The following is a 25,000-nucleotide window of genomic DNA, read 5'->3' as shown; positions in this document are numbered from 1 at the left end:
AAGCAGGAGGAGACATGGGCGCGATCGATGGGATGGATCTGGGGCGCTTCGGGGTCTGGACGTTCGACTTCGAGGACCAGCCCGCGAGCATGATGCGAGAGTCCATCCAGGAGCTCGAAGAGCTCGGCTGGCCGGCGTTCTGGATCCCGGAGCGGGACGGACGTGAGGCGATGACGCACGCCGGATTCCTGCTGTCGTGCACCGAACGCATCAACGTCGTCAACGGCATCGCGCGGATCTGGTCCCGCGAGCCGCGATGGACCCGGGGCGCGGCGTTGCTCCTGGCCGACGCCTACCCGGATCGCCACCTGCTCGGCCTCGGCTTCGGGGGCGAGCGGCCCGGGACCAAGCCGCTGCAGGCGATGACCGAATATCTGGACGAAATGGACGCGACAACGAGCGCCAATCCCGCGCCGCGGGCGCCAATGCGACGCCTGCTGGCGGCGTACGGCCCGAAGATGCTGGAAATGGCCCGTGATCGGTCCGAAGGCGCTCACACCTACCACGTGACGGTGCGGCACACGGCGCAGGCGCGGGAGGTGCTGGGCGGCAGCCCGTTCCTCGGCGTCGAGCAGGCGGTGCTCCTGGAAAGCGACCCGGACAAGGCGCGGGCGATCGCGCGCGAGCATCTGCACGTGTACTTCACGACGAAGTACAACATCGCCAAGTTCCTCCGCCTGGGCTACACCGAAGCCGACATCGACGGCGGCCGTGGCAGCGACCGGCTCGTCGACGACCTCGTGTACTGGGGCGATCTCGACACGATCGTCGGCAAGCTGCACCACCACCTGGACGCCGGCGCCGACCACATCGGCATCCAGGTTCTCGGCATCGAACCCGGTCAATCTGCCATGCCGCAGTGGCGGCGACTAGCCGACGCGCTGCTGCCCAAGCGCGCCGCCTAAGCGGTGTGCTCCGAGCACAGGCAGCCGACCCCCTTCTCGATCCACTCCTGGCCGTCCCACTCCGGATGCCGCGCGATCATCAGGGCCGCCACCTCTTCGGCGATCGTCTCCTCGCTCATGGCCGAGTCGCGGCGTACCCAGGTCTCGTCACGCAGCAGCTGCAGATAGTCCCGTACGTCGGCCAGGAGCTGAGGACCGCCCACGTCGCCATGGCCGGGCACCACCACCCGCGGGCTTTCGGCGGCCAGCCGATCCATCACCGCCAGCCAGCGGGTGCCCGACACATCGGTGTCATGCGGCGGGAACCAGGGAAAAATGGCGAACTGCCCAGCCTCCACCAGATCGCCGGTGAACATCACCCCCGCGTCCGGGACCGTGATCACCTGATCGCCTTTACTGTGAGCCCGGCCGGTGGCCCGCAACTCGACCACCCGACCGCCAAGATCCAGGTCATGCTCATGGTCGTAGACGACATCGGGAGTCGCCAATCGGACCCCCTCAAGCCGACGCGCGACCGACTCCCCAAGCCCCTTGAACATCTCGATATAGCCAGGCCCCTTCACCTTCAGGTCCTCGGCCTGCGCCTGGTTGATCAGGAACGTCGCCTCCCCCGCGAACACCTGAGCGCCGAACGCGTGCTCGGGATGAAAATGCGTCGTGGTCAGGTAAAGCCTGCGCCCGTTGGCGAAGTCGGCCGCGAACTTCAGCACGGTTTCGGCGTTCGCCGTACCCATACCGGTATCGACGACAAGGACCGAACGCGTGCCGCCGATGAGGCCGATGTTCGGCACCAGCGGCACCCGCCGATTCGGAATCACCACCAGATCACGGGCGAGCTCCTGTACGTCCGTGAGCTGGACAACGGGGTCGGGCAACACAAACTCGGCCATACGGACTCCTCGGAAGCGGCAGATTTCGGTCTCCCCACTCCATCGCGAGACGCTTGGAGGCGTCCAACACCGATTCCGCACGCCCGATGCCGTACGGGTATCGTCGCCGCTGATGGACCTACGCACGCTGCGCTACTTCGTGGCCGTCGCCGAAGAGCTCCACTTCGGCCGCGCCGCCGTACGCCTGCACATGACACAGCCGCCACTGAGCCGGGCCATCAAGCAACTGGAGACCGACCTCGGCGCCGTACTGCTGCACCGATCACCCACCGGAGTCTCGCTCACGCCCGCCGGAACAGCACTCTACGACGAGGCGCGCACCCTGCTGGAGCAGGCCGATCAGGCCCGCACCAGGGTCGCCGCCGCGGCGGGCACGGCCACCATGACGATCTGCACCCTCGCCGACAGCGCCGAACAGGCCGGCACCCAACTCGCCGCCGCCTTTCGCCAGCGCCATCCAGGCTTGAACGTCCGCATCCGCGAAGCCGACTTCACCGATCCGACCACCGGACTGCGTTCCGGCCTCGTCGATGTCGCCCTGACCCGGGCACCGTTCGACGAAACCGGAATCACTACCCATGTCCTGCGCGCCGACCCGGTCGGAGTGGTCCTACGCGCCGACGACCCGCTGGCCGGCCGTGACCGCCTGCGCCTGGACGACCTCGCCGACCGCCGCTGGTTCCAGCTACCGGAAGGCATCGACCCCGTCTGGCGGGCGTTCTGGAGCCATCCCATGGGCCTGGGCCAGGACGGTCCGGTGGTGCGAACCGTCCACGAGTGTCTTCAGGCGGTTCTGTGGAACGGCACGGTTGGGCTGACCACGCTCGCCCACGCCCTTCCGGAGGGTCTCGTCGCGGTTCCGCTGCTCGACATGCCGCCCAGCCGTTTGGTGGTCGCTTGGAACAGCACCGACACCAGCCCGCTCATCCGCTCATTCCGGCAAATCGCCGCCGCTGTCTACCGCCCAGCTAGCTGGAGTTCTTGACGGGAGCTCTTACCCGCATTCCTGGGACCCGAGTTTCTGGAGCCCATATTCCGACCACAGTCGCGCCTCCCAGAACATGCACCCCTGGTCGACCGCCCGATTCACTCCTGGCATCCGCGCCAGCCGACGGCGTGGGGTGCCGATGTCGGCCTTGGACCGCATCGACAGCCGATACGACTCGGGCATGTCCGACACCTCGACGGCCGCGACGAGCGCTTTGTTGTCCGCGTAAGTCCTGACGAAGTTCCGGTACGCCGTCCTCTGGTCTTCGTACACGTACGATTCGAGCCCGGGGATCCGCTCGATGACGGTGACGATCGCCTTCTTCTCTTTGACCGTGGCCCCCAACTTGTTCGCCTTGCCCCGTCCATGCCGACAGGCAGGCCCATCCGAGCCCTTCATGCATAGATATACGGATATTTCCGGCGTCAACGGAGCCTCGACGCGACTCTTTCCCTGGTCGAGGGCAAGCCCTACCCCTGGCCGCCGGTTCGCCGAGAGCACGATCCAGGTTCGGTCGGTTCGGTCGACCCCTCCCGAGACCCGCACGCGGAACGACTCCGGCATGTCTTTGGCACGCACACTCGCCAGCACCTTCTTCTGGCCGGCGAACTCCTGGCGGAAGCTCGCGTACGCCGCGGCCCGGCTCACGAAGCGCACGTCGGTCACCTGAGGTGTGTTCTTCAGGAACGTCTCGACGTCCCGCCTCTGCTTCGCCGTGGCGTATCGCTTGTGGCACCCCTCCGCGGATGGCGTACACAGGAAGACAGCGATCTCCCAGTCTTTGCTGACGTTGATCTCCGAGGCCGGCACCGCCTCGGCGGCCACGACCGGCCCGGTCATTCCTGAGAGCGCCACGACGGCCGAGACCGTCAGGCGCCATAACCAGCGCTTCACTGCACTCCTCGTTTGACGATCAGGGGTTCAGAAACGCAGGCCAGCATCATCGCCTCGACCACGATCTGCGGATGGACGTACGCTGCCAGCGGTCCCCGACATTGCATGATTGCACCGATCCGCCGCAGTTCTTTCTCGGGCGTGGAATGACCTGGCGAGCTGGTCCGAGCCGAACCGTGTCAACGACGGTCGAATCCTAACCCCCTGGCGTCGCTCGGGTTCTAGGGCGGGGTCAGTTTTCACCCGTCGTCGAGAAACCGGAGGTTGCCAGCCAACTCCGCCCCGATCGGCAGGCGGGATTTCCGCATGTCAGAGCTACTAGAGAGAGTGCCTGGCCATCACCATGCGCTGGATCTGGTTGGTCTCTCGTAGATCTGGGTGATCTCCGACAGCGGCTACATCCACCTACGGAAACAACCGAATCATGCCGCTGAGCAGGTGCTACGCCTATGACCGACTCGCATCGCTTCTCGCTGTCTTCGGCGGTCCCACAGAACAGCGCCGAAACACTGCGCCTTACCGACTGGGCGGCCAGGCCCACCCGACCTCTCGGTTCATCGAACGCAGGGTCCACATTTCAAGTTTCTGCATCACGATTGAGAACTTGATCGTCCAGGAGCGTCCAGGTCACGCGGCGATGTCTGCTCAAAGACACTTCGCGTGCCACCGACGCGACCGCCAGCCCGCCAACATCATGCGGATGGGCTTCTTCCTTGAACTCCGGCGAGAACTCCCTGCGACATCTCATCACGTACCAACCTATTTCAGGCTTTTGTCAGCTTATGTAGCTGACCATCCGGAATCCGCTGGGCGCCTCGCACCCGTTTGTCCGATATGGGCATACTTGTTGTAGCGCGCGAAGAGGTGAGCAATTGGCGGTGCACAATGCGATAATTGGACAGCATCTGACTCATCCCCCTTTGGAGTAGCATGTCCTTGGAATCGGACACCGTGATCGTTCCCGTACGCACAGATGCGGGCGATTTGGTCCACATCTCCGCCACGCCCATCTCTGCTTCCGTGGACGGCGAGATCGAACTGTCCTCGCGCGCCTACAAACTCAAGGACACCCTGTCCGCGCTCACTGGATTCGCCAGCGATGTAGTAGAGACTCTACGAAAGTTCGAAACAAATAAGATGACTCTGGAATTTGGGTGCGAGTTCGCCCTGGAGAGCGGTTCCTTGCTAGCCGTTATTGGCAAAGGGACCGGAAAGTCGACTGTCAAAGTGACGCTGGAGTGGACGCGCCCGGACAGCTGACATGGCGCTTATCGACCCCCTGCCTCTCGCCCTCAAGTCAGCCACAGTCTCGCTTTCTTCTCAGGGGGGAATGGGTACTGGCTTCTTCGTGGCACCCGGTGTGGTGCTGACGTGCGCTCACGTGGTGAATGGGGAGGAGGTGGTACAAGGTCAGTGGCAGGACGTAAAAATAGAATTACGGGTCGATAACAGAACTCGCGACGACAGCACTCCGGACCTTGTGACGCTGTATCCGAAAAGGCCGGTTGATCACCCCTTCGTGGCCCTAGCACCGTCCGTCTCACCCGGCGATGACCTGTGGTCCTGGGGGTTTCCCAAGGGGTCGTATTCATTGGGTGACTCAGTCGCGCTAAAGTACGACGGCCCATCACAGCGGCATGACGGGGAGCTGATCCGCGCCAGCGGTGCACGTCTCACTCCAGGGTTCAGTGGCGCCCCAGTACTCAACCGACGTACTGGCGGCGTGTGTGGAGTCGTTCGACTGGGCGATCAAAACGATTCCATCACTCGCCTAGTTCCGGCTGACCAGATCTTCGAGGTCTATCCAGATCTGACGCGCCACCACTTTCCTCCCCACACCAATATCGAGTGGCTCGACCTTCTCGAAGACGAACAGTTGCATGCAGGCGCCTGGCGTTATCCAAGCCGTCAACTGCTGGCTTATCTAGAGGCACTACGTGGTTTTGTGCGGTCCCACCCTTATGCCGCCTCCCTTCCCAACACGCCACCGCTTTCCACGGTTTATCTTCGCCAGCACGGCGTGAGCTTACAACGAGCGACGGAGGAGAATTCTGTTATAAACATGCCGGGACCGGAATCGGCTGACCCTGGGATTAGCGGCAAGCAGCAGCTGTTCACCAGGAACCGGAACACGCTCATCATCGGTCGACCTGGAGCGGGCAAGTCCAGCTTGCTCAGATACGTTGCCGAGATCGCGAGCCGGGACTGGTTGTTCGCCAAGGACGGCGCGTTCGTCCCGGCATACGTACCCGCCATGGCGCTGAGCAGCCGTAGCAGCTTCAGCACCGCTCTGGCTGCCGCTGTTAACCGAGAGCTAGGAACGTGGCTTGACACAAGCCTGCCTGAGGACTGGTTTAGCAGACAACCCATACCTGGAGTGCCATGGCTTCTCCTCGTGGACGGCATCGACGAGATCTTCACGGCCGATGGCAGGCGGAAGGCGCTCAACTCCATCACTCATCGGCGCGGCGCTGAGAATTATCGATTTCTCATCGCAAGTCGACCACTACCGCATCAGGAGATCGTTCAGCTACTGAGGGCAGAAACGGGCGCGTATGAGATCCTGCCGTTCTCCCCCGACCAGCTGCTGATGCTGGCGGAGTTGTGGTTCAAGGGCTTGCGTCTCGATCAACCACGCGTCCTGGCTGAGCGGTTTCGATCGGAGCTTGAGCGCAGTGGGATCGCGCATCTGGCTCGTGTTCCTCTCCTCGCCACGATGCTTTGTGTCGTATTCGCCGAACATCCCACGGAGCGCATACCCCCTAGCCGGGGCGATCTCTTCGAGCGCTTCATCGAATTGCTGATGTCCAAGCAGTACTGGCATGTTGATATATATAAGCAGCTGGATGGACGAGCCGAGCCGTATGGGTCTGCAGCTCGCCAGGCCGTCAAAGCTCTAGTGAGCAAAGCTAGGCCTCTGCTCGAGCGCCTTGCCGCCGCGCGTCATCGCGGCGATCAGCGGTCTTTCATTGATTTGGCAAAGACATGGACTAGGTCATTATGGTCGTCGTGCATGCCGGAACACGAATGGGTCCAGATTATTGAGGATCTACTACGGCAGAGCGGTGTTATGACTCAGCAAAGGGGGGATTTTGTTTTTGTCCATATGACCGTGGAGGAGTATCTTGCCGCACGGTACACTGCATACAAGCTCACCCCGGAGGTAGCTAATTATCTGGTGTTCTTCCAGGGAGGCGAGCAGTCGTACCGCCAGTTCTTGGCGCATGCATGTGTAAAATCCGGTGTTTCCTTTGAGGCAGGAGCGATACATGCACTCCAGAACGGTAACCCGGACGACGTAATGTTCGTCGCGACGTTGCTGCGCGACGGTGTGGAGTTGGGCAAGGCAGTTCGGAGGGCCGCAGTGAACCGTCTAAGCCGGATTACGGCCTCCTCTGAAGCTGGTGGCATCACTGTCGGGTTGCGTATTGCAGCGGCTCATGAGCTCGTCTATCTCTCACCAGAGAAGGGACTGGCCCCTCTCATAAGTATCGCCGAGAATCCGCGTATTTCTCGTTTCGACCGAACCGAAGCAGCCAGGCAGCTGGTAGAACTTGACTTTGGGCTTGGCATTAGGCTGTTGAGAGATCTCGTTGACACCTTTACGCCAACTGGCTCAGAAGACCGCCTGAGGGCTGCGCGCTATCTTCTAGAATTCGACGCTTCGCTCGGACTAGAGGCCCTTAACCACATCGCCCGAAACCCACATTTGGACGACTGGATACGCCTTGAGGTCGCGGTCGAGATAGGAGAATGGGATAAGAGCATTTCGCGAACCGCGCTTATGTATCTCGCTAGCGATTCACGTCTCGGACTTTTGTGCCGCTTGGAGGCGATCGAACTGCTCGACCCTGACACGGTTCCCGAGCTGGCGGCCTATCTATATGATCAGCGGCTGCAGTGAGACCGAATACGTGAAAAGCTCTTAAGACTAAGGTTCAGCTGCAGATATGGATATCCGGTTATCCGATGGCAAGGATCGACGACAGGGGCCGCAATAGGTTCTCTTAATGAGCCGATCATCTAAGCCGTCTACAGTATCCGGCTGAAGCCCGTGATCGTCACGGTCGTTGCCACCAGCGCATTGGTTTATGTTGCCGTAGGATCAATTTCCTCGAAACAAGTCGCCTGCTTGTACGATTGTCGACGCGTGGGCGTCGCTGCCCACGGCCGCCCCACAGAGCAGTGACGGAGGGTCATCTGCGGGCATCATTAGCAATCTCGGTGTATGCGTCGCCGCCTAAGGCGCCGTACGTGACGCTCGTACTGGCCAACTCGCGAACGCTGAGCCCGATCGATCAAGAGCGTCTGAGGCTCACAGGCCGACTCGTACAACTCAACCTCGAACGGATCGGCATTCCACTCGACGAGGCGCGCGAGAGCCGCTCGATCCTGCTCAACCGTGGGCCGATATCGAACCTCATCCCTCCACGCCCGGCCGCTCGCCTCCGCCTCATCCACGACGACCAGAGTACGCGGGGAAGGCGGATTTACATAGGGTCGCTGCTTCTGCGTCCATCGCCTAGACAGATTGCGACCATCCCGGCCCCGCACCTCAACGGTCAGCCTCAGGCCGATGTGCCAGGTGATCGCATACTCACTCAAGACCGTTTTCCTCGGTGCGACGGTGATAGTCGCCCATATCGGCACGTCCGACTTCGAGGATGCGCAGCGGTTCTTCTCAGTCGCTTTTGCGAACGCTTCCCAACATCATATCCGGCCTCTTTGGGCCATTGTCGCCTCTCCAGCCTCTAAATCCCGGTCGACGATCGCCCAGATATCCCGCTCAAGTCAGCCTAATAGGCGCCCAACTCCATTCTTTCGCTCGCGGCGTCGTCGAGCAGATTAAGCATCGGGAATGTCCGCCTTTGCGGCCAGGATCGTCTTCCGTGGGATGATAACCAGCCGTTCGCCGGGGTCGACGCTGACCCCGGGAGGGAGACGATCTTCATACGATGCCGTCAGGTCCGATCCGATGACCGCGACGTCACCATTGTCAAGCTCCCAAATATCGGGGCAGCTCGAATTGCCGGACGTTTGTCCGAGTTCGTGGGACGACTTTCCCATGCGCCGAAGGAAAGATGCGATTGGATCCGCTTCCCATTTTTCGGTCATGACATTTCCCCTGAGTGATCGTGACCGCTATTACCCTTAGCGAAGGCCATGCAATCGATGTGCGACCTGCAAACGTTCTCAGCGTGGGTCTACATCTATAGCTACCTGGGATTCCCTTAGCATGCAAGGAGAATTACATCACAAGCACCCAAAACGGGAGTTATGGCGACAGGCCAGCAAATGTCAGCCGTGACCGCAGCAACCTTGGCGACCAGAGCAGCCGAAGGACTTGCCGAGGGTCGCAGTGGCGTTCGAGGCGCCGGCCGGGTTGGTGCGGCGCAAATTCGAAGGTCGCGGCGGTTCTGTGCAGTCCGCGCTCGCCGAAGCCGATCCGGAAAATGAAGCCGGGGTCGCGACCCTTCGCCAGGAGTTGGCGCAGGCCGCTGCAGAGGATCCTGTCCACAGCGGCACCGCCTTCGGGGTCCACGGCCGAACCGAACCCTGACGCGAGTCAGGCCAACGAACGGAGCGGCCGTTCAGTAACCCAACCGTGGACACCTCGCGTGCGAACGGCATCGCCCAAGCTGTCCGTTTCCAGGCCGGTTGTCCACCTGTGGAGCTCGACCCGAATCCGGTGATGGTCCAGATCTACATACATGTCCCAGGAGCAGACACCGTGAGCCAGACCTCAAAGTCCACGAGCTCCTCGGCGGACAGGCCGGAGAGATGATTCCTGAGCCGCTCCAGTCGCGTCGACCGCCTACGGACCCCTGGCGGAACAACTTTCCCGCACCGGTTGGTCAGTCGTCCAATTCCTCCGACGCCACCGTCTCATCCGCGGGCGGGGGCTGAATGTCCGCCTTCATCCCCCAGTCCGACAACCGGAAGTCCTCCTCGAAGGCGTAGTACGGCTTTTCTCCGGCGGACTTGTCGAGGCTGTCGTTCGGGTCATGCCACGCGCTCCATGCCCTGCGGACGAGCTGGTCACGGCCGATCCACAACCGCCAGGACACCTTCCAGGAGGCATACTTGCCGGTGGGCTTGCTGCGGAAGCCGATGCGCATGCCCGGGTTCACCTTGTGGAGTTGCGCGAAGGTGATGGTGCCCTCGTAGAGGGTGGTGCGCACACCGTCGTAGACCCCGGCGGGCCGCTTGCGCGCGGTGGTGGCCAACACCGCTCTTAGCGTGGCCGGGTCGCTGAGGCTGACATGGTGGCCGGACTTCAGAACGAGTCGGCACGGCCACTCGTATGTGACCCAGCTCTTGCCCGGCGGCAGCGGCCGGTCAGGGTCGGGCTTGGCGTACAACTGGTAGCCGCGCTTTCCGATGCAGACGTTACGGGTACCGTCGCGTTCCAGGTTGAAGTTCGTCAGGTCTGTGGCCACGATCTTGCCCTTGCCGAACCCCACGACGCCGCGCACCGGCTTGTGGGCGGACCAACTGCCGTACCAGTTCGCCCGGGTACGCTGGACGATCTTCACCCCATGACCCGGGACGAGCTGGCGCCTCGCGGACAGTGATGCGGGCGACGTCGAACTCCTCTTGTAGCTTCACCTCGGAGATGAGCGTCAGGGCCGGGTAGGTCCCGTCCTCGATGCGCTCCGCCACAACGTTGGCTATCTGCTCCCACTCGTAGAGCCGCGGGTCCCATTCGATCACAGGACGACCTTAGGTATCCCTGGACCTTGATGCATAGAACATGCCCGCCTAGCTATGGCATGGCCCCGGGGCCGACGCTGGCGGTATGGCGTCGATGAGTGGTGGCGAGAGCTCCTGCGGGTGGAACCTTTCGTCGTGTGCACCCCGACGGTTGGTGTCGCGGGGTGTAGACCGAGCGGCACCACCCACTCATCGACGCCCCCGCCATGCAGTGGAGTCGCAGGTGTACGCGCCTACACCTGCGGCTGCGTGATCGTCACTGGTCCCGGTAGCGGGCTATCCGTGGCAGCCTGCGAGCCAATTCCTGCTCATCGTCGAAGTCCCACTGCTCTCCGTGGGGAATGCTGCCGAGCGCCGGAATCAACGGGAAACCGCTTGAAGCGCCGCGTGCACCCACGGCTTCGCTGAGCCCGCCCGGATCCTTTCCGGTTACCTGTTCGTAGGCGTGATACGCCACGTGGGCCACCTGCTCGAACCCAGGTCGTTCTTCCCTCATCTGCTCCGGATCTTGGCGTCGGCGCTTGGTTGAGCTGGCATATGACTTCTCCAGTTCCAGCAGGTGCAGCACCTGGGACTGCTCGATCAGCCGATCAGGGCCGTCAGTGATGGTGTCGAACGTCGTACGTCCCAGGCTGACGAGCCAGCTCACGAAGTACTCGAAGCCGTCGAGCGAACCCATGCCGAAGACGAACCAGTACGTTGCATAAAGATCTATGGTGCAGCCGCGGTTGTGTGTGATCGTCCACCAGATGTCATAGATCGATGATCTCTTCGACCGGGCGGCGAGAAAGCTCGTCTTCCAACCACGCGACACGCGTTTTCCTCGTGTCGGTCTCACGTCCGGAACGCTCGATCAGGTCCCAGAACTCATCGACATCCATGGCGCGTGATGCTGGCACCCCTTGGCCACCTTGCAAAGATCACGGAGCAGGCGGAGATTGAAGGTCAGCCAGCGTTTCGGCGACCCCGGCCCACCCCTCTGGAAGCACCGGGTCTCCGCACGTCAACGCATACTTCAACAGCTGCTGGGCCATCACCATGCGCTGGATCTGGTTGGTGCCCTTGTAGCCCTCGATGGACAGGTTCGCGCCTCGCCCACCACGCCACAATGGGCCGGCGATTACTCGTCCGCGTGCTCGGCGGTGACGAAGCTGCCGAGGTTGGGGACGGTGTAGACCCTGCCTGCGCTTCTCAGGCGTTCCATGGCCTTGCGGATGGTAGGGCGGGCGACCCCGAACTCCTCCATCAGCTTGACCTCGGAGATCTTGAACTTGGGTCCCCACTCCCCTGAGTCGATCCGCGCCTGAAGAACGTCGAGGATCTGCTCCCAGCGGGAACGATCCTCATCAAACTCCCACATACGGGTGTGCTCGACATATCTGGCCACATTACAAGGATAGAAGGGAGCTTCACGGCCCTCCTAAGCGGATCATGCAGCTTCATGGAGCTTCATGGAATAGACAGGCGCTTACAGGCTGTCGTAGTCTGGCGATATGGCGTCGGCGAGCGGTGGTTGAGGGCTCCTCCGGGTGGAGCTTCCCCCCGTGCGCCCCCAGCTGGCGGTGTCGCGAGGTGCAGACCGAAAGGCACCCACTCACCGACGCCGTCCACGACCATGCGACAGGAGCCATCGCGGGCAGCGTGACGACCCCTCACAGCAGCGCCAAGAGACCAAGAGATACGGAGAGCGCGTGACCGACCTCGAGACCTCCCACGGTCTCCACCCAGCAGCTCCCCGAGCGGACGTCACCCTCGTGGACTGGTATCCGTGGTACCCGAGCAGCACAGTCACCCGCGTACGCGCCTACACCTGCGACTGCGCACCAGTCGTCTATGAACTGTGCGCCGCGGGCGGACACACCTACATACGGCGCTGCGACTGGTCCACCTACCCCACCTCGGTTATGGAGAGCGAACGCATGATCGACCGTCGCGCCCAAGACCTATGGATGCGCATCATGACCGGCGAGGCGAGATAAGCGACACGCGGCACCCGTGGCATTGTCCGTCACCACGACGGCACGGGCTCGTCCTCCAGCAGAAGGTCATTGAAATCCAGGAGATCACAACATCCTCGTGCCAAGAGGCCGTTGGTGAGGGACGCCTGGACCTGGGCGGACAACCCCGACGCCGAGCATGTCATCGCTGGGCTTCCTCCGACCGTCATCCTTGAGATTGAGCGACTTGCCGACCAACTCGGAGTCATCGGGCGGCAACGCCATCTCCGGGTTTCGGCTGGCTGAAGATACGGCGAAGCGGGTTTTTAGCTGGGGGTTTGGGGGGCCGCGCCCCCCAATGTCACAGCCTGAGCCCCGGCGAAGACGATGCCTGTAGGGCTATTTGAGGAGTTGCCGAGCCATGACCATGCGCTGGATCTGGTTGGTGCCCTCGTAGATTTGGGTGATCTCCGACCCGCGATGCGATCACCTGCGAAAACAGCTCGATTATGCGGCTGAGCAGGGGCTACGCCTGCGGATATCTCGCATCACCTGTTGCTGGTTCCGGCATTCTCACGGAACAGCGACGGAACAAGGGCAGAGCATCGAGGCCCTCACCAGCGCTGAGCACACGGCAGGACACCGACAACTGATCCGCGGCATGGTCAGCGGCGTGGTACTGCGCCCCACATGAATCGTGATCAATGCGTGTGCATCGCGAGACGGTCGGATCAGATGCTTGCGGTGTGGATATGTGCAACGCGAGTGTCTCACCCGCCGCCGAAGGGCGGCTTGCCGAGCGGGTGGTCGCCGCCGGGCTCGCCGGCATCATCCTGCCCTTCGTCCAATTCGGCTGGCTGCTGCTCGTAGCCGCCCTGTCCGACGACTCGCACTGCGGCCACTTCGGCTGCCTCGGCCAGCTGGCCGACGCATGGACGGTGGGGAACTGGGCGGCAGTCGTGCTCGCCTGGCCGCTGCTGCACCTCCTACGGGTACGCCCGGCGTGGTCCGTCGCCCTGCTGGCGCCCTTCTTCCTGGTGCCAATCTGGGAGCCCGCCGACGCACCGGTCGGCGTGGTCGCCGAATTGTTCGCCTACCCACTGGCCGCCCTGGCGAGCGCACCGCGCCTGTCGTGGCGGCGGTCCAGTCTGGTTCTGGCCCTCTTCCTTCTGCTCTGCGCCTTCCTCGCGCTTTCTTCCGGATAGTCCCAGCCCGTGCAGCCCTCGGGTCGACCTCACCATAGGTCAGAATCAGGGAAGTCCGGCATCTGATCCATAGTGGGAACATGACTGTCCATAGTTGTCCACAAGTACCTCGACATGCTGGTCACGGGCTCCCATCGCGCGATCCCAGTCCACTTACCCCCGTGATCGTCCAAGGTCGTTGTTAGCAACTGCGTCAGTAAGTGGCCAGCGCGGCATGCCGTCTGCTAGGTTGTCCAGCTCGCTCAACTGCTACCTCAGTCCTGCGCCGGATGGCCGCCCGGCAAGCTGCCGCCGTCGTCAAGCCATCGACTGTCCTGGACCCGGCGTATTCGGGAGAGGTCGTAGTCATGCCCTTCGGGAGGCCAGAACTGGACTCTCCATTCCTCGATGCCTCTTGGAGGCTCCAGTTCGTCAGGCCAACTCCATCCCGTTCCTGGGCGACTGCTTGCTCTGATCGTCCATTGGCTGGCGCTTCGCCGGAGATCTAAGGGGAGGGAAGGTTCCTCGCCGCCGTACAACTCGGTCAGGTAGACGATTCCCGAGCTGGAGTAAAAGGACGAAACTTTGCTCCTGTGCCAACTTTCCGTATCGTCGAGGGGCGGTCCGTCCCATAACTCCAGCGTTACTTCGGTGTCGTGCCAGGGCTCTTCGCTGCACAGGATGGCCCAATTCAAGGTGGCCTCGAACCAGGAGTTGGGCAGGCGTGCCGCGACCTCCCACGGAGGCGGCCAGTCGTTCGGCTCATCCAGATCGCCATCGTGGTCCTTCAAAATGAATTGACTGCGCTCCACGGTAATGACCTCCTGAAGTCGCTCGATGAGCTCCGCCATCCATCTCCCCTTTGGTTTGTAGACAAGCGATGCGCGGCCTCCGGAGGAGACCACGCACCACGGTAGATTAAAGTACTATTTATTCATTCGGATGGTTTGTGCTAGTCAGGGTTGACCCTCTTGCCACCCTTGTCGTAGAGGCGGAGGAAGAACGCATCTTTGTCCAGAATCCGGTCGTTGGCGTAGTAGTAGAGGATGCCTCCCGGCGCCCGACCGCCCCAATCACGATTCTCAACGCGCGGAATGAGCTTCACCGTATAGTTGACTCCTCGGGGCTTGTAGTCGCGGACGTCCTTCGGTGGGTCCTCCTGCCACCATACCCATGATCCCTCATAGGTCGAGGCGAATGGGAACTCGTCGCACTGCTGTCCCTTGGCCACCCATGGGAATGACCCCTTGCCATCCCAGCCGTCATAGAACGACCACCTGCAGGCGGACTGCGATCGCCCTCTGTTGCGCCCGTTGCGCAGGTCATCGGGGGGGTATTCGTACAGGCGGTGGATCAGGTTCTGCTTGGTGAATCCTGGGATGTTTTTCGGCTGGTTCTTGCTGATGTCCGTGGGCCACGCGTTTCTATGGTCAGTTGGTTTGGGGTGTGTGAGACTTGGCGCGAGATACGCTGTGGAGATGTGCGAGTAGGCTTCGCTGAACATCCCTTCCTTTAGGGCGATCGACGGCGTCTCATGATCGAAAATGCATCCCTGATAGAATCCGACGTAGGTTGCGGAGTCGCACCTGATGCTCTGCTGCGGGTGCTCTTGAGCCTCGCTGTAGCCCTGGAGGCCCGATATGCCGAGGGTTGTTCTCGTGGTGCATGTGCCGATGAGCTCTCGATTGTCGGCACCGGCCGATCCCGAGTCGACATAGGAATCGAAACGGAAGGAGACAGTCTTGTCGTCCCAGTGATCGGCGTTGCCGCTGTATGACGTACGGATGTTTCCCTCGGAGACCCCTCTGCAGGCATTCGCATGGGGATAGCCGCTGCCGATCATGCCGAAGGTGAAGTTCTTGTCCTCGAAATAGTTGTCCGTGAAAGGGAGATTTGGATTCGGGTCGAAGATCGGTTCTTTAACCCATAAGTCGAAGTCTATGGTTCGGCTGCCCTGATAGGTCTTCCCGATCATTACCACAGGGAACCACACTGCATCTTCGATCTTTTTGTTGCCGGCAGAGTCCAGGACTGGTCTCCCGTTTTTTGTCTTGAAGCGCACCAGCCCTGGCATGTGCGCCACGCAGTAGCTGAAGCGGTTCCTGGCATAACCCTTCGGGTTGAGGAGCACCTTGCTGCCTGGCCGATATCCGTATGCACTCCGAGCGTTCTTGATGCAGTCGTCGTTGTCTTTGATCCTGTCGTAGTTGAAATTGCTGTAGTCGTGTACCGCAGTAGCCGTAGCAGCTTTCTCTCGCACATTGGCGGGCGACGCGGGCTCCCCGACAGCGAGGTCGATCGCCACGGAGCGGTAATCGCTCCATTCGCTTGTGACTCCGTTGGCCACGGCACGAGCACGCCAGCGGACCTTCCAGCCGCCCTTCACCTTGCCCGCTGGTACCTGCACAATGCCCACGTACCGGGAAGGAGTGCTCAGGGAGCTACCAGACCAGATCAGCCCTTTGCCCTGCGCTGGCACCTCCGGATCGTGAAGGACTTCAACTTCCACCGCAGCAGGTCGCTTCAAGGGGTCGGATACCTTGACCATCAGGTACGGGGTGGTAGTCGGGGTGACGGCGGAGCCCTTGGTCACCAGCGAGCGCGTCCACAGTTTCTCAACCGACGGCTTGATATCGCGTGTCTTGGCGATGTTCCCGGATTCCGCCTGCTTTTGCAGCGGTTGCCCGAACGACCCGATAGCGAACGTCCATCCGAAAGGCTCTTGCAGGTCGTTGCCGGCGACGTCGCGCGCGCCAGTGACCTCCGCGTAGTAGTAGAAGTCCAGCTGCTCATCCGGCGTGAACGTCAGCACCGTGTTACCAGCGCTCATGGTCACGTCACCGAGGATCTCCGTTTCCTCGAAAATGTCCTGCAACGAGAAGCGAACGTCCGTCACCGGCTCGCTGAAGGTCACCTTCACCTGGGCGCCGGACGGCACATTCTCCGCCCCTTCCGCGGGCTCGACCTTGAGAACTGTCGGCGGCGTCGTGTCCGGAGTGGGCGTCGGGGTGGGGTCAGGCCCGGCATCATCGTCGGTGTAGGTCACTTCCAGCGTCGGCGGGTGCGCTTCCGAATCTTCACCAGCCTCCGACGCGTCGAAGCCGCGATCGTAAAGCGGGGCAGACGCTGACTCGTTAGCCCCGCGCAGCACCAGGCCGCGGTTTGTCTCGCCCGATGCCCAGGCCTGCACGATGCCGGTCACTGACCAGTTCCAGGCGACATCGCTGGGCGGGAGGAAGTCGCTGGTGCATGCGCTGGGGTCTGTGGCGAACACCTCGCCGACATCGGTGGCTGATGGCTGGCTATCCCACCGGAGGGTAGCGGCGTTCCATGCCGCCGTCACCCGTTGCGCTTTGATGCCGGACTCGCCGTCTCCGCAGCCGTAGGAAGAGCCGGCGGAGTTCCACAGCTTCAGTTTGGCATCGGTGATTGTCTTGCCTGCGAGGGCTGAGGTATCGAAGGCGAGGTAGGCGCGCTCGATCGCCTTGAGGTTCCCCTCGCTATAGGCGCCAACCCATAGAGTCGGCCCGCTCGGCCCCACTGATCCCTGGTCGTCGAGCCATGTGTCGCTCTGCACGGGCAGTGAGATCGTTTTTGTGGGCGGTGGATTTGACGTCTCTCCTGTCGTGAACGTCCACGTGTATGGCGACATCGTCGCGTCCATGGCGTTCTGAGCGCCGCTCACTTCCGCCGTGTAGGTGGTGTTCTGCGTCAAGGGCTCGCTGGGTGTGAACACCAGCCGATCGTCACCTGGCTGGAGAACCGCCTCGCCGGCCACGGGCGCCCCTTGCGGGTTTTTGACCGTGATGGCCTCACCCCTGATGGCTTCGTTGAAGGTGACCTTGATCTGCGTATTGAGCGCGACATTTGTCTGCGCGTCAGCGGGGCCTGTGGATACTACGCTCGGTGCTGTGGGCGGCTGGGTGGGTCTGGGTCCCTCCAAGAATTCCTCGACCTGTTCCGGTGTGAGTCCCTCCGGAATGGTCATGGTTTCCGCTTGGGTTTCGGTGTACCCGTCCCCGACGTGAGCGGCTGCATCCATTTGCTCGCGGGGCACGCTTGGCGGGTCCTGCACAGCAACGGCCGCCATCGCCGCATCCACGATCTCCGAGGTCGGGTGAGACGAGGACATTCCCCAGACTGTGGCGATGTGTTCCTCTACCACCGCCGGCTCGTACCCGATGACGAGCTTGGGGCCGTGAGAGCCGGCGCCGTCCTCGCCGTACTCCTTGGAGCGGTAGGCGCGCCAGTTGGTGTTCTCGGATTCGTTGCCAGAGGTGAGCTGGAATCCGTAGTTGGGCTGGCCGTCGGCCCAATCCTGGGCGATGCCGTTCACGTAGTGGATCAGGTCATGTTCATAGTCCATGTACCCGCGGGTGCATGTCGGCTTGTAGGCGCCGTATTCGATGTTGGCGTCCTCGCTGGTCACGTTCGGCTGGTTGCTCCACGTGAGCGTGGAGACGTCCCACCGCTCGGTGACCCGGCGGGCGGTGATGCCGGAGCCGATGCGTAGGCCGCAGTCGTTGGAGTCGATGTTCCACAGGACAAGGTCGGCATTGGTCACCCGGCCGCCGCGCAGCGGGGAGTCCGCGGGGATGTCCTCGAAGCGAATGTAGGTGCGCCAGCGGACCGTTCCGCTGTTGGTCATGCCGGCCTGCAGATGGTAGGCGCCGCTGTTGGCGTAGCCGTTTTGGTAGGAAGAGTTGTTGATGAACGTGTCGTTGGCGTTCGGCAGTTGGGTCCAGATGACGTCGTCCGCAACAACAAGCGTGACCGGGTAGGTGACGTCCGGATCGGCGAGGAAACTGTCATCGGGTTTGTAGATGAGCGTCTGACCTGCCGCCGTCTTCTCGACCGCGGTAGCCACCTTGCCGACCTGACCTTCCTCGCCGATGCTGAAGTCCGCGCCGGAGTCGGTCAGCAGCGGGGCCGGGATCTCGGTTGTGCGGTGCTTGGCCTTGGCGGTGCTGTCGTGCAGCGCCAGTTTGCCCTTGGAGGTCTCGTCGAAGGCGAGGCCGGCCGGTAGTTGGATGGGGACCGGGAGTTTCAGCGGGCTGACCGGTCGCTGCCTGATGATCGCTTCTTGCCGGAATCCCGTGGGCGTCGCGATAACCGCGAGATCGATGCCCGGACCATAGGCGTTGGCGTATTCGGCCCTATCGCCCGACAGCTTAGGAGCGGGCAATTTCTGGGGAGCGGAGATCTTGACCGTCGCCCCGTCGCGCTGACTCGGCGCGGTGAGCAGGTCAGTGCCGCCACCGGCGGAGAGCGTGAGGCCGGCTTTGGTGGCGCGCGGTTTGATAGTGCCGTTCTCGGCCACCAGCGTGGTATCCACCTTCCGCCACGCGTCGCCCTGTTTGAAGCGGATGGGGTCGGTGAAGAATTCAGTGCTGAGCGTCTTGCCGTCGTTGGTGGCGTAGGTGGTCGAGGCCTCGGTGTGAAGACTGGGGATCTCCACTTGGCGGCCGGCTTGTTTCGCCTCCGCCCTGGCCGCGTCGACCGGGGTGAGGGGCACGGTCTCCTTGGCGGAAGGGCTCGATGTCGGAGATGGCTGGGCGGCGGCTGCGCCAGTGGTGAGGAGCGACGCGGTCACGGTCACCGCCATCGCTGCAATCAGTAATCGTGAATGAGCATGGCGAGATCGTCTCGATGCGTTCAAGTTCACCTCGATCGGTGCGGAGAGAGAACGAGATGATCTTTACATTTCCCTTATATCGAACTCAAGACCGAGAGTGGTAATGCCCACTTCCTGATCTTGCAGCAGTATCGGCTGCGTGTCGTACCTTCCGAGTGATCGCGCCTCGGCAGTCGTCGACCGGGACCGTGCCTACGCGGGGCACGCGAGGGTCAGCATTCGGCCACCCTCAAGGGCCACCGAGACATGATCCGCCTCTACATCAACCCACCCATCGGCACCGTCCGACTCCAGGCGCTGTGCGCGTCGGCGATCGCGAAGCTCTACCGTGAGCTGCTGACAAGCGGCGGTAAGAACGAGGCCCAACACCGTCAAGCACGTCCGTATGGTGCTCCGGAAGGCACTCTCAGATGCCGTACTCGTTGACGAACTCCTCCCCAACCACCACGCCGAAAAGGCCAAGCTCCCGCGGGTCTAGGCCACCGAGCCCGGCATGGTTTGCACCCCCGCGCAATTCCGGGCCTTCTTCGTCACCGCTGGCGACTGAAGCACTGGCTCGACGCGCTTCCGGGCCTTCGCTTCGACGACATCACCATCCCGCCCTTCCGGCACACGTTCGACGGAGTGCTGTTCGGCCTCGTCATCGAGACCTTCGAAGGCGAAGAACACGCCGAGTTCTACCCGAACAACATCGGCTTCTACGAACCATGGGACGGCCTGTACGACACCTGATCACCTGATCCGTAGGGAAGAGCAGACACCTCCTCAACGGCGGCCCACCCTGGTCAAGTGGTGGATGCAGGATGGAGCCGTGTGAGCGCCTAAGGCGGTGTTGCTGTACTGCGCTGCTGTATGACCATTGCGCCTGCATGCGACAAACGGCTCGCCACCTCTCCCTCTGCAACCTGGTCCTGCCACGCCTCGCACCTGGCCTCAGAAAAGGGTCCCACACTTAATGCCATATTAAGCAAATTGGGTAAGCGTTGGGCCAGGGATCATCCTGAGAGGTACTCTGCCGTCAGTAGCGAGTTGCCGAAGGTGAAGGGTCGAATTAGACGGCCGTCAACATGCCATACCGCTACACCAGGGGGCCGGCGTGAACACAGCTCTGATCACCGCTACTGCCAGTATTCTCGCAGTAGGGATCGGGTTTCTGTTGACCCATTGGAGCACCGCCCGGAACAATCGTCACCGTGACCAGTTGGCCCGGGTGCAGACTCAACTGAGCCAGTTGTATGGACCGATGTACGCCATGACCCAGTCGAATGGCATCGCCTACCGGGCCATGCGGGATCGATACGACCCTGAGGGGTTATTTGACCAGAGGACGCCAGAGAGCATGGAGCAGATTGACAAGAACCAGCGTGAGATATACCGCCTATGGATGACCAGCGTACTCCAGCCTACGTCTCGTAAGGTGTGCGATCTCCTGCTCGCACATGCTCATTTGCTGCTGGATGAGGCGATGCCAGAATGTGCCATGAAGTACTTCACCCACGTCCGGGGCTACGAGGTCGTCTTGGCCCAGTGGGAGGCCGGCGAGTATGCCGAGTTGTTTAGCTTGGTTCCCTACCCTCAAGAGTTCACCGACTATGTAGCGGAATCATTCAAAACACTTCAAGCCCAGCAATCGCAACTGTTGGCTAACCGTCGAAGCCGTACCAGCCATAACTAACCAAAAGCTGATATAGGTGGTACGACGCGAAAGCTTAACCAGGCAGCGTTGCTGCCCGTGCCGCGCCAACGTGATCGTGCAACCCATCCTCGTCCTGCAACTCATCGAAGAGGACCGCTACTCGGGATGATGGGCTTATGTCCGGCGCAAAAGCCTCGCGGAGGTGGGGCCGCGGGAGCCAATCGCCCCACGGTAAGGACCGCAGTCAGCGATCGTCACGGCCGCTACTTGAACACTTCCTTACGAGTGAAGCGGAGAACCGTGGTCGAGGGCTGGCGCTGCTGCTCAACCGTGTGACGGCGTACGGGACGATCAGGCTGCGTGAGGCGGCGTTGCTGTATTTCCCTGCTGTACAGCAGACCACAGCAACCCGCGTATCCGGTGGCAAGCCGACCCGGAGCGCAGGGCCGCCAGGCCCGAGCACCGGAAGCGGCGCGGCAGCCTAAGCTCTCAGCACATGATGCCTGTCATTGCCGTCGACGGGCCGGTGATGTAAACCGGCCCACTGCTCGCCTACACCACGGGCTGGTTCTCGGCCTCCGGCTCGCTGCCGCCGCGACCTTTAGTCCATTTAACCTCGACGTTGCACGGAACAGCCCTTCGGCTAAGGCATCTGGCGCTCCTGAATGGTCCCATCGGTTGAAATGCGAATCTTCGCTCGCCTGCTCACCTTCTGGAGAGCGATGAGGGCAGCTTCCGTGTCCCACAGAGGGTTAGGGTCCGCCGCTATCTCCGACAGTTGGGTCACCGTGGCAACGTCACCGGCACGGTCTCCAACCGTTTCAAGCAGGATAGCAAGATCGCTTGCCGCGCCAACCGGCAGGGAGACGCCGCGTAGACGGCTGAGCATGTGGGCCGCCAAATCCGCTGGAAAGGCTGTTCGCAGGCTTCGGATTGGGTTGTAGACATGTGTTGTGTTCGGGATGGGGTCAAGGCGCTGGATGAGATCTAGCAGTCGATATGTGATCTCCTTCGGCGCTGTCTTCGCCAGCGCATGGACGAGTTGGTATGCCTTGGGCGGAATCCTGGGGTTGCGGCTCGTGGGGGGTTCAGTCGCGATCGCGTTGTCGAAGCAATCGAGGAGCGTTGAAGGAACTGTGGAATCGGTAGAGTTGCTCAGTGCTTCAAGGACGCGTTCAAGCGGATTGGCATATATCTCAATGTAGCCGTATCGCGACTCGGGGTGCCTAGTTCTGACTGCTAGGTCGAGGGCGTCATCCCTGATCGCGGCCAGGAGCATCGGCACGAATTTTTCGTGCCCCTGAACGGTCAGTGTGGCTGCGACGCCCATACGCATCATGGGGTGGAGAGCTCTATTGTCCAGCAGGTCCAGCAGTGCTGCGCGGGTATCGAACCTGTCAAGCGCCTCTGCGAGCGGCCAACGCGCAATCCATGGAAGACTCTCATCGCCGAGGAGCTCCAGAATTGGCTCCACCATCTCAGGAGCGCGGGTACGGGCGAGTTCTCTACCGAGTTCGTCAAGATAGTAAGGATCTGTCCGAGCGTCCGTCATCTGGCCGAGGATGCGCCGCCACAGCCCGTCACTAGTGAGCTCGCAAAGTTCGCGGACGAGGTTATATTCATGGTTTGTGTGGCTGGTCGACAATAGTGCCCATAGCTCGTCGACCTCAATTTGTCTAAGCTGGACAAGAGCCTTCCTGCAGGGCGCCAGGAGATTGTCGGCGCGGGAGTCCTCTACCGCGGCGTCGAGTAACATGCGAAGGGCCGGCACCGCCTCTGCGACTCCTTCCTTGCCCGCTGCCTCGATGAGCTCTCCCAGCGCGTCCCTGGCATCAGGATGGGCAAAGTAGGGCGTGAGCCGCTGGAGCCATTCAGGCGCAAGCGGAGCGAGAAGTTTAGGGTCAGGATCCGAACCGGCAGGAAGTCCCATGCGATCGAGCAACTCCGCGAAGGCGACGAGCTCGCCCGGAGCTGGAGTGGTCACCTTCGCCACGAAGTTGCGCTTGTCGAGTCCGAGCACAGTGACGAGCGGCTCACGGCGGTCAGGTGGGATATCCTCCTGTTTGAGCTCGACCTCCCGGCAAATCTCCGCAAGCAACTCTCCCGCCCTGTTATAAACAAAGGCGTTCGGAGACCTCAGCATCACCGCCTTCACGTCCTCTATGACGCCTCTACGCAACCATCCGGCCTTAACTCTAGGCACACCGACCAGGCAGCGTGCAGCCAAGAAGAGATCGCTGTGGAACATGTCGTCGTTGACAGCAAGTGGCTCGCCCGACGAGGGTGCCGCGGTGCGACTCAGCAGTGCGAGAAGCAGCGGGGTAGCATCATGTAAGCGTCCGGCCAGGAGCAGAATGACCTCCTCCCACCATGGATCGTGCCTGGCCACGCGGATCACGTCGATGGCGGACTGTCCGAGTCTTGCCGCCACTTCGGCTGCGAAGTATTCCTGCAATGTCAGGTGGAGAAAGCCGTATACCTCATGCGCCTGCTCCTTCAATAGGCCGTACTGCTCGGTGATCTCTGCCAGAATGTGCGGTGCTTCGACGGCATCGATGGCGATCGTGGGGAGAAATTCGGCGATCATGAGCAGCAGCTCGTCTTTGGGGAAGTAGGCCAAGCCCTGGCGGTGGAAGTGCCAGGCGATCTCCTCCAGGAGGTCGCGTTTCCGATCGCTGGTGAAGCGGGCGAAGCGCTTGATGTCCCGGTGCGCGTCCCATTCGGTAAGCAGCACGCTGATGGTGCGCTTGTATAGCTCGGATCGGCGTTCGGGCAGTTCGAGGTCACTTTCGTAGACAATTGCGATCAGCGAGAGAAGCAGTGGGTTACTGCTCAAAGTGTGAATCCGGTTGCTACGGGCCAGCGCCCTGGTCAGACCGTCTGCCCGCGACGGATCTGACTCGAACCAGTGAGTGATGAACTCCTTGATCTGATCATCGTCGAAGTCGAGCACTTCTAAGGTCCTGAAGGCCGGGAGTTGCCCGCGCCAGCCTGCCCTGCGGCAGGTCACCGCGATCCGCGCGTTGGGATAGCGCGCGGCGAGGCGGTCGATCTCCTGGAGAACCTTCTGGTAGATTTGGTTGGCAGCGTCCCTGCTCTCTCCGCCCAACACCTCATCCAGGCCGTCGAGGAGCAGCGCCCCCTCCCCTGTCGTCAGGACGTGGTCGGCGAGGGTGGCTGCGTCCTGCTCCCCGTACCGATCGGCCCACGCACGGTCGACATAGTCGAGGAGGTCAGGCACCTCCATGCGCACGAAGCGTCGTAATTCCACGAAGATCGGCAGGCATGCCTTGCCAGAAAGCTGCCCTCGCGCCGCTTGAAGCGCCAGATAGCGCAACATGGTCGTTTTGCCTGCTCCTGGATCGCCGAGAACCACGATCCGCCGGAACTTCGCCAGCGCCTCTTCGGGGGTCAGCGGTTCGGCCTTCTTCTCCTCCTGTCGGGTGCGGGTGAGCAGATGAAGGTCGATGAAATCCTTGCCTCGAAGGTCTTGAATCTCCTCATGCTGAACGTATCGCAGTGGCATCTGGTTGTGTATCCGGAGTTGGACGTAGAGCTTGTCCAGGTCGAGCGGTTTGGCCAGATTCAGCAGAGACACATGACGCAGGTCATCGGCCAGCCGATCGACGAGGCGTGCGCGCTGCTTGCCGAGGACCTTCTCCTCCGCTCTGGTTCGTGATTGAGCGGCGACCGCTGCTTGGCGCTTCCCAAGCACCGCGTGGCGATGAGTCTTACGCCACTGCACGTAGCCGAAGACCGCTGTGATCAACACACCGAGCAGCCCGATCAGGGCAACGATGATCTCAGTCATGGAAGCCTCGCCAGGATGGGAATGTTAAGAGTCTCTCATCCTGGATGGGGGTGCGTCTGTCGCGTGAATGGATGAGCACGAGTTCTCTTGATATCGGAACTCACTGGTGTTGTCGCGTATGTGCCCTCCATGGCGTGGGGCTCCACGCCCGGGACGCTTTCAACGGAGCGGGCACATTCCTCATTGCGTGTCGTAGCACCTGCCATATGTCCGTACTGGTCTGTTGTGCTGTGGTTGGCGCGTGGCGGCGCTGGCCGCGACCGGCCGGAGAGCCGCAGCGCGGCCAGCGACCGCCCAACGCGCGGCAGACTGCCGCAGGCGGGCTGGTTGAGTCGGCATGAGGCGCGGTATCGGGATTGCTCTCGACCCGTTTCCTCATGCCGCTCGCCGAACCCGCCGTGCGCCT

At 61.9% G+C, this 25,000-nt stretch carries 19 protein-coding genes and 2 pseudogenes; 10 read left to right on the top strand and 11 right to left on the bottom strand.

Going from position 1 to position 25,000, the window contains the following annotated elements; genetic code table 11:
- The first annotated feature begins 14 nt into the window (after window positions 1–14).
- Window positions 15–905, top strand: coding sequence for a TIGR03620 family F420-dependent LLM class oxidoreductase (locus AB0J16_RS42300; protein ID WP_358550731.1), 891 nt, complete (start codon window positions 15–17; stop codon window positions 903–905).
- On the opposite strand, the gene AB0J16_RS42295 is transcribed toward AB0J16_RS42300, so the two are convergent.
- On the bottom strand, window positions 902–1,795 hold the full coding sequence (locus tag AB0J16_RS42295) for an MBL fold metallo-hydrolase (RefSeq protein WP_358550729.1): 894 nt from the start codon (window positions 1,793–1,795) through the stop codon (window positions 902–904). The genes AB0J16_RS42300 and AB0J16_RS42295 overlap by 4 nt on opposite strands.
- Window positions 1,796–1,907: 112 nt before the next feature.
- Between AB0J16_RS42295 and AB0J16_RS42290 the strand changes: the two genes are divergently transcribed.
- On the top strand, window positions 1,908–2,780 hold the full coding sequence (locus tag AB0J16_RS42290; protein ID WP_358550727.1) for a LysR family transcriptional regulator: 873 nt from the start codon (window positions 1,908–1,910) through the stop codon (window positions 2,778–2,780).
- Between the two features lie 9 nt (window positions 2,781–2,789).
- Here AB0J16_RS42290 and AB0J16_RS42285 read toward each other — a convergent pair whose 3' ends face one another.
- Window positions 2,790–3,638 (bottom strand): permease-like cell division protein FtsX, encoded by an 849-nt coding sequence (locus AB0J16_RS42285; RefSeq protein ID WP_358550725.1) that lies wholly within the window; start codon window positions 3,636–3,638, stop codon window positions 2,790–2,792.
- 975 nt (window positions 3,639–4,613) lie between these two features.
- Between AB0J16_RS42285 and AB0J16_RS42280 the strand changes: the two genes are divergently transcribed.
- Together AB0J16_RS42280 and AB0J16_RS42275 are read left to right on the top strand one after the other, a co-directional pair.
- Window positions 4,614–4,937 (top strand): CU044_2847 family protein, encoded by a 324-nt coding sequence (locus tag AB0J16_RS42280; RefSeq protein WP_358550723.1) that lies wholly within the window; start codon window positions 4,614–4,616, stop codon window positions 4,935–4,937.
- 1 nt (window position 4,938) lies between these two features.
- Window positions 4,939–7,581, top strand: a complete 2,643-nt coding sequence (locus AB0J16_RS42275; protein ID WP_358550721.1) for a trypsin-like peptidase domain-containing protein — start codon at window positions 4,939–4,941, stop codon at window positions 7,579–7,581.
- A 941-nt stretch (window positions 7,582–8,522) separates the two neighbouring features.
- On the opposite strand, the gene AB0J16_RS42270 is transcribed toward AB0J16_RS42275, so the two are convergent.
- A complete protein-coding gene (locus AB0J16_RS42270; RefSeq protein WP_358550719.1) occupies window positions 8,523–8,792 on the bottom strand; it encodes a hypothetical protein in 270 nt (89 codons plus the stop codon).
- 244 nt (window positions 8,793–9,036) lie between these two features.
- On the opposite strand from AB0J16_RS42270, the gene AB0J16_RS42265 reads away from it, so the two are divergent.
- Window positions 9,037–9,237, top strand: a complete 201-nt coding sequence (locus AB0J16_RS42265) for a hypothetical protein (RefSeq protein WP_358550717.1) — start codon at window positions 9,037–9,039, stop codon at window positions 9,235–9,237.
- A gap of 295 nt (window positions 9,238–9,532) precedes the next feature.
- On the opposite strand, the gene AB0J16_RS42260 is transcribed toward AB0J16_RS42265, so the two are convergent.
- The 4 genes from AB0J16_RS42260 to AB0J16_RS42245 all read right to left on the bottom strand — a co-directional run bounded on the left by AB0J16_RS42260 (window position 9,533) and on the right by AB0J16_RS42245 (window position 11,778).
- Complete coding sequence (locus tag AB0J16_RS42260) at window positions 9,533–10,213, bottom strand: hypothetical protein (RefSeq protein WP_358550715.1); 681 nt, start codon at window positions 10,211–10,213, stop codon at window positions 9,533–9,535.
- Window positions 10,214–10,647: 434 nt separating this feature from the next.
- The gene (locus tag AB0J16_RS42255; RefSeq protein ID WP_358550713.1) at window positions 10,648–11,205 is read right to left on the bottom strand and encodes a DUF4240 domain-containing protein; all 558 of its coding nucleotides are present in this window, start codon (window positions 11,203–11,205) and stop codon (window positions 10,648–10,650) included.
- Window positions 11,144–11,272 (bottom strand): DUF4240 domain-containing protein, encoded by a 129-nt coding sequence (locus AB0J16_RS42250; RefSeq protein WP_358550711.1) that lies wholly within the window; start codon window positions 11,270–11,272, stop codon window positions 11,144–11,146. Before AB0J16_RS42250 ends, AB0J16_RS42255 begins: the two co-directional genes overlap by 62 nt.
- A 239-nt stretch (window positions 11,273–11,511) precedes the next feature.
- The gene (locus tag AB0J16_RS42245; protein WP_358550709.1) at window positions 11,512–11,778 is read right to left on the bottom strand and encodes a winged helix-turn-helix domain-containing protein; all 267 of its coding nucleotides are present in this window, start codon (window positions 11,776–11,778) and stop codon (window positions 11,512–11,514) included.
- A gap of 304 nt (window positions 11,779–12,082) precedes the next feature.
- On the opposite strand from AB0J16_RS42245, the gene AB0J16_RS42240 reads away from it, so the two are divergent.
- Window positions 12,083–12,370, top strand: a complete 288-nt coding sequence (locus AB0J16_RS42240) for a hypothetical protein (protein ID WP_358550707.1) — start codon at window positions 12,083–12,085, stop codon at window positions 12,368–12,370.
- A gap of 357 nt (window positions 12,371–12,727) precedes the next feature.
- On the opposite strand, the pseudogene AB0J16_RS42235 reads toward AB0J16_RS42240, so the two are convergent.
- Window positions 12,728–12,802, bottom strand: a pseudogene (locus AB0J16_RS42235) (hypothetical protein); the annotation flags it as partial.
- A gap of 278 nt (window positions 12,803–13,080) precedes the next feature.
- On the opposite strand from AB0J16_RS42235, the gene AB0J16_RS42230 reads away from it, so the two are divergent.
- The gene (locus AB0J16_RS42230; RefSeq protein WP_358550705.1) at window positions 13,081–13,533 is read left to right on the top strand and encodes a hypothetical protein; all 453 of its coding nucleotides are present in this window, start codon (window positions 13,081–13,083) and stop codon (window positions 13,531–13,533) included.
- Between the two features lie 254 nt (window positions 13,534–13,787).
- On the opposite strand, the gene AB0J16_RS42225 is transcribed toward AB0J16_RS42230, so the two are convergent.
- Together AB0J16_RS42225 and AB0J16_RS42220 are read right to left on the bottom strand one after the other, a co-directional pair.
- Complete coding sequence (locus AB0J16_RS42225; RefSeq protein WP_358550703.1) at window positions 13,788–14,363, bottom strand: hypothetical protein; 576 nt, start codon at window positions 14,361–14,363, stop codon at window positions 13,788–13,790.
- A 101-nt stretch (window positions 14,364–14,464) separates the two neighbouring features.
- The gene (locus AB0J16_RS42220; RefSeq protein WP_358550701.1) at window positions 14,465–19,117 is read right to left on the bottom strand and encodes a DNRLRE domain-containing protein; all 4,653 of its coding nucleotides are present in this window, start codon (window positions 19,115–19,117) and stop codon (window positions 14,465–14,467) included.
- Window positions 19,118–19,645: 528 nt separating this feature from the next.
- Here AB0J16_RS42220 and AB0J16_RS42215 point away from each other — a divergent pair.
- From AB0J16_RS42215 to AB0J16_RS42205, 3 genes and pseudogenes are all read left to right on the top strand, one after another.
- The gene (locus AB0J16_RS42215) at window positions 19,646–19,879 is read left to right on the top strand and encodes a hypothetical protein (RefSeq protein WP_358550699.1); all 234 of its coding nucleotides are present in this window, start codon (window positions 19,646–19,648) and stop codon (window positions 19,877–19,879) included.
- A 364-nt stretch (window positions 19,880–20,243) separates the two neighbouring features.
- Complete coding sequence (locus AB0J16_RS42210; protein WP_358550697.1) at window positions 20,244–20,822, top strand: hypothetical protein; 579 nt, start codon at window positions 20,244–20,246, stop codon at window positions 20,820–20,822.
- Between the two features lie 28 nt (window positions 20,823–20,850).
- A pseudogene (locus AB0J16_RS42205) lies at window positions 20,851–20,952 on the top strand (IS5/IS1182 family transposase); the annotation flags it as partial.
- A 474-nt stretch (window positions 20,953–21,426) separates the two neighbouring features.
- On the opposite strand, the gene AB0J16_RS42200 reads toward AB0J16_RS42205, so the two are convergent.
- The gene (locus AB0J16_RS42200) at window positions 21,427–24,594 is read right to left on the bottom strand and encodes an NACHT domain-containing protein (RefSeq protein WP_358550695.1); all 3,168 of its coding nucleotides are present in this window, start codon (window positions 24,592–24,594) and stop codon (window positions 21,427–21,429) included.
- Between the last annotated feature and the right edge of the window lie 406 nt (window positions 24,595–25,000).

It is taken from the genome of Nonomuraea sp. NPDC049750 (assembly GCF_040659625.1).
Taxonomy (GTDB): domain Bacteria; phylum Actinomycetota; class Actinomycetes; order Streptosporangiales; family Streptosporangiaceae; genus Nonomuraea.
This window is presented reverse-complemented; position numbering and strand designations above follow the sequence as displayed.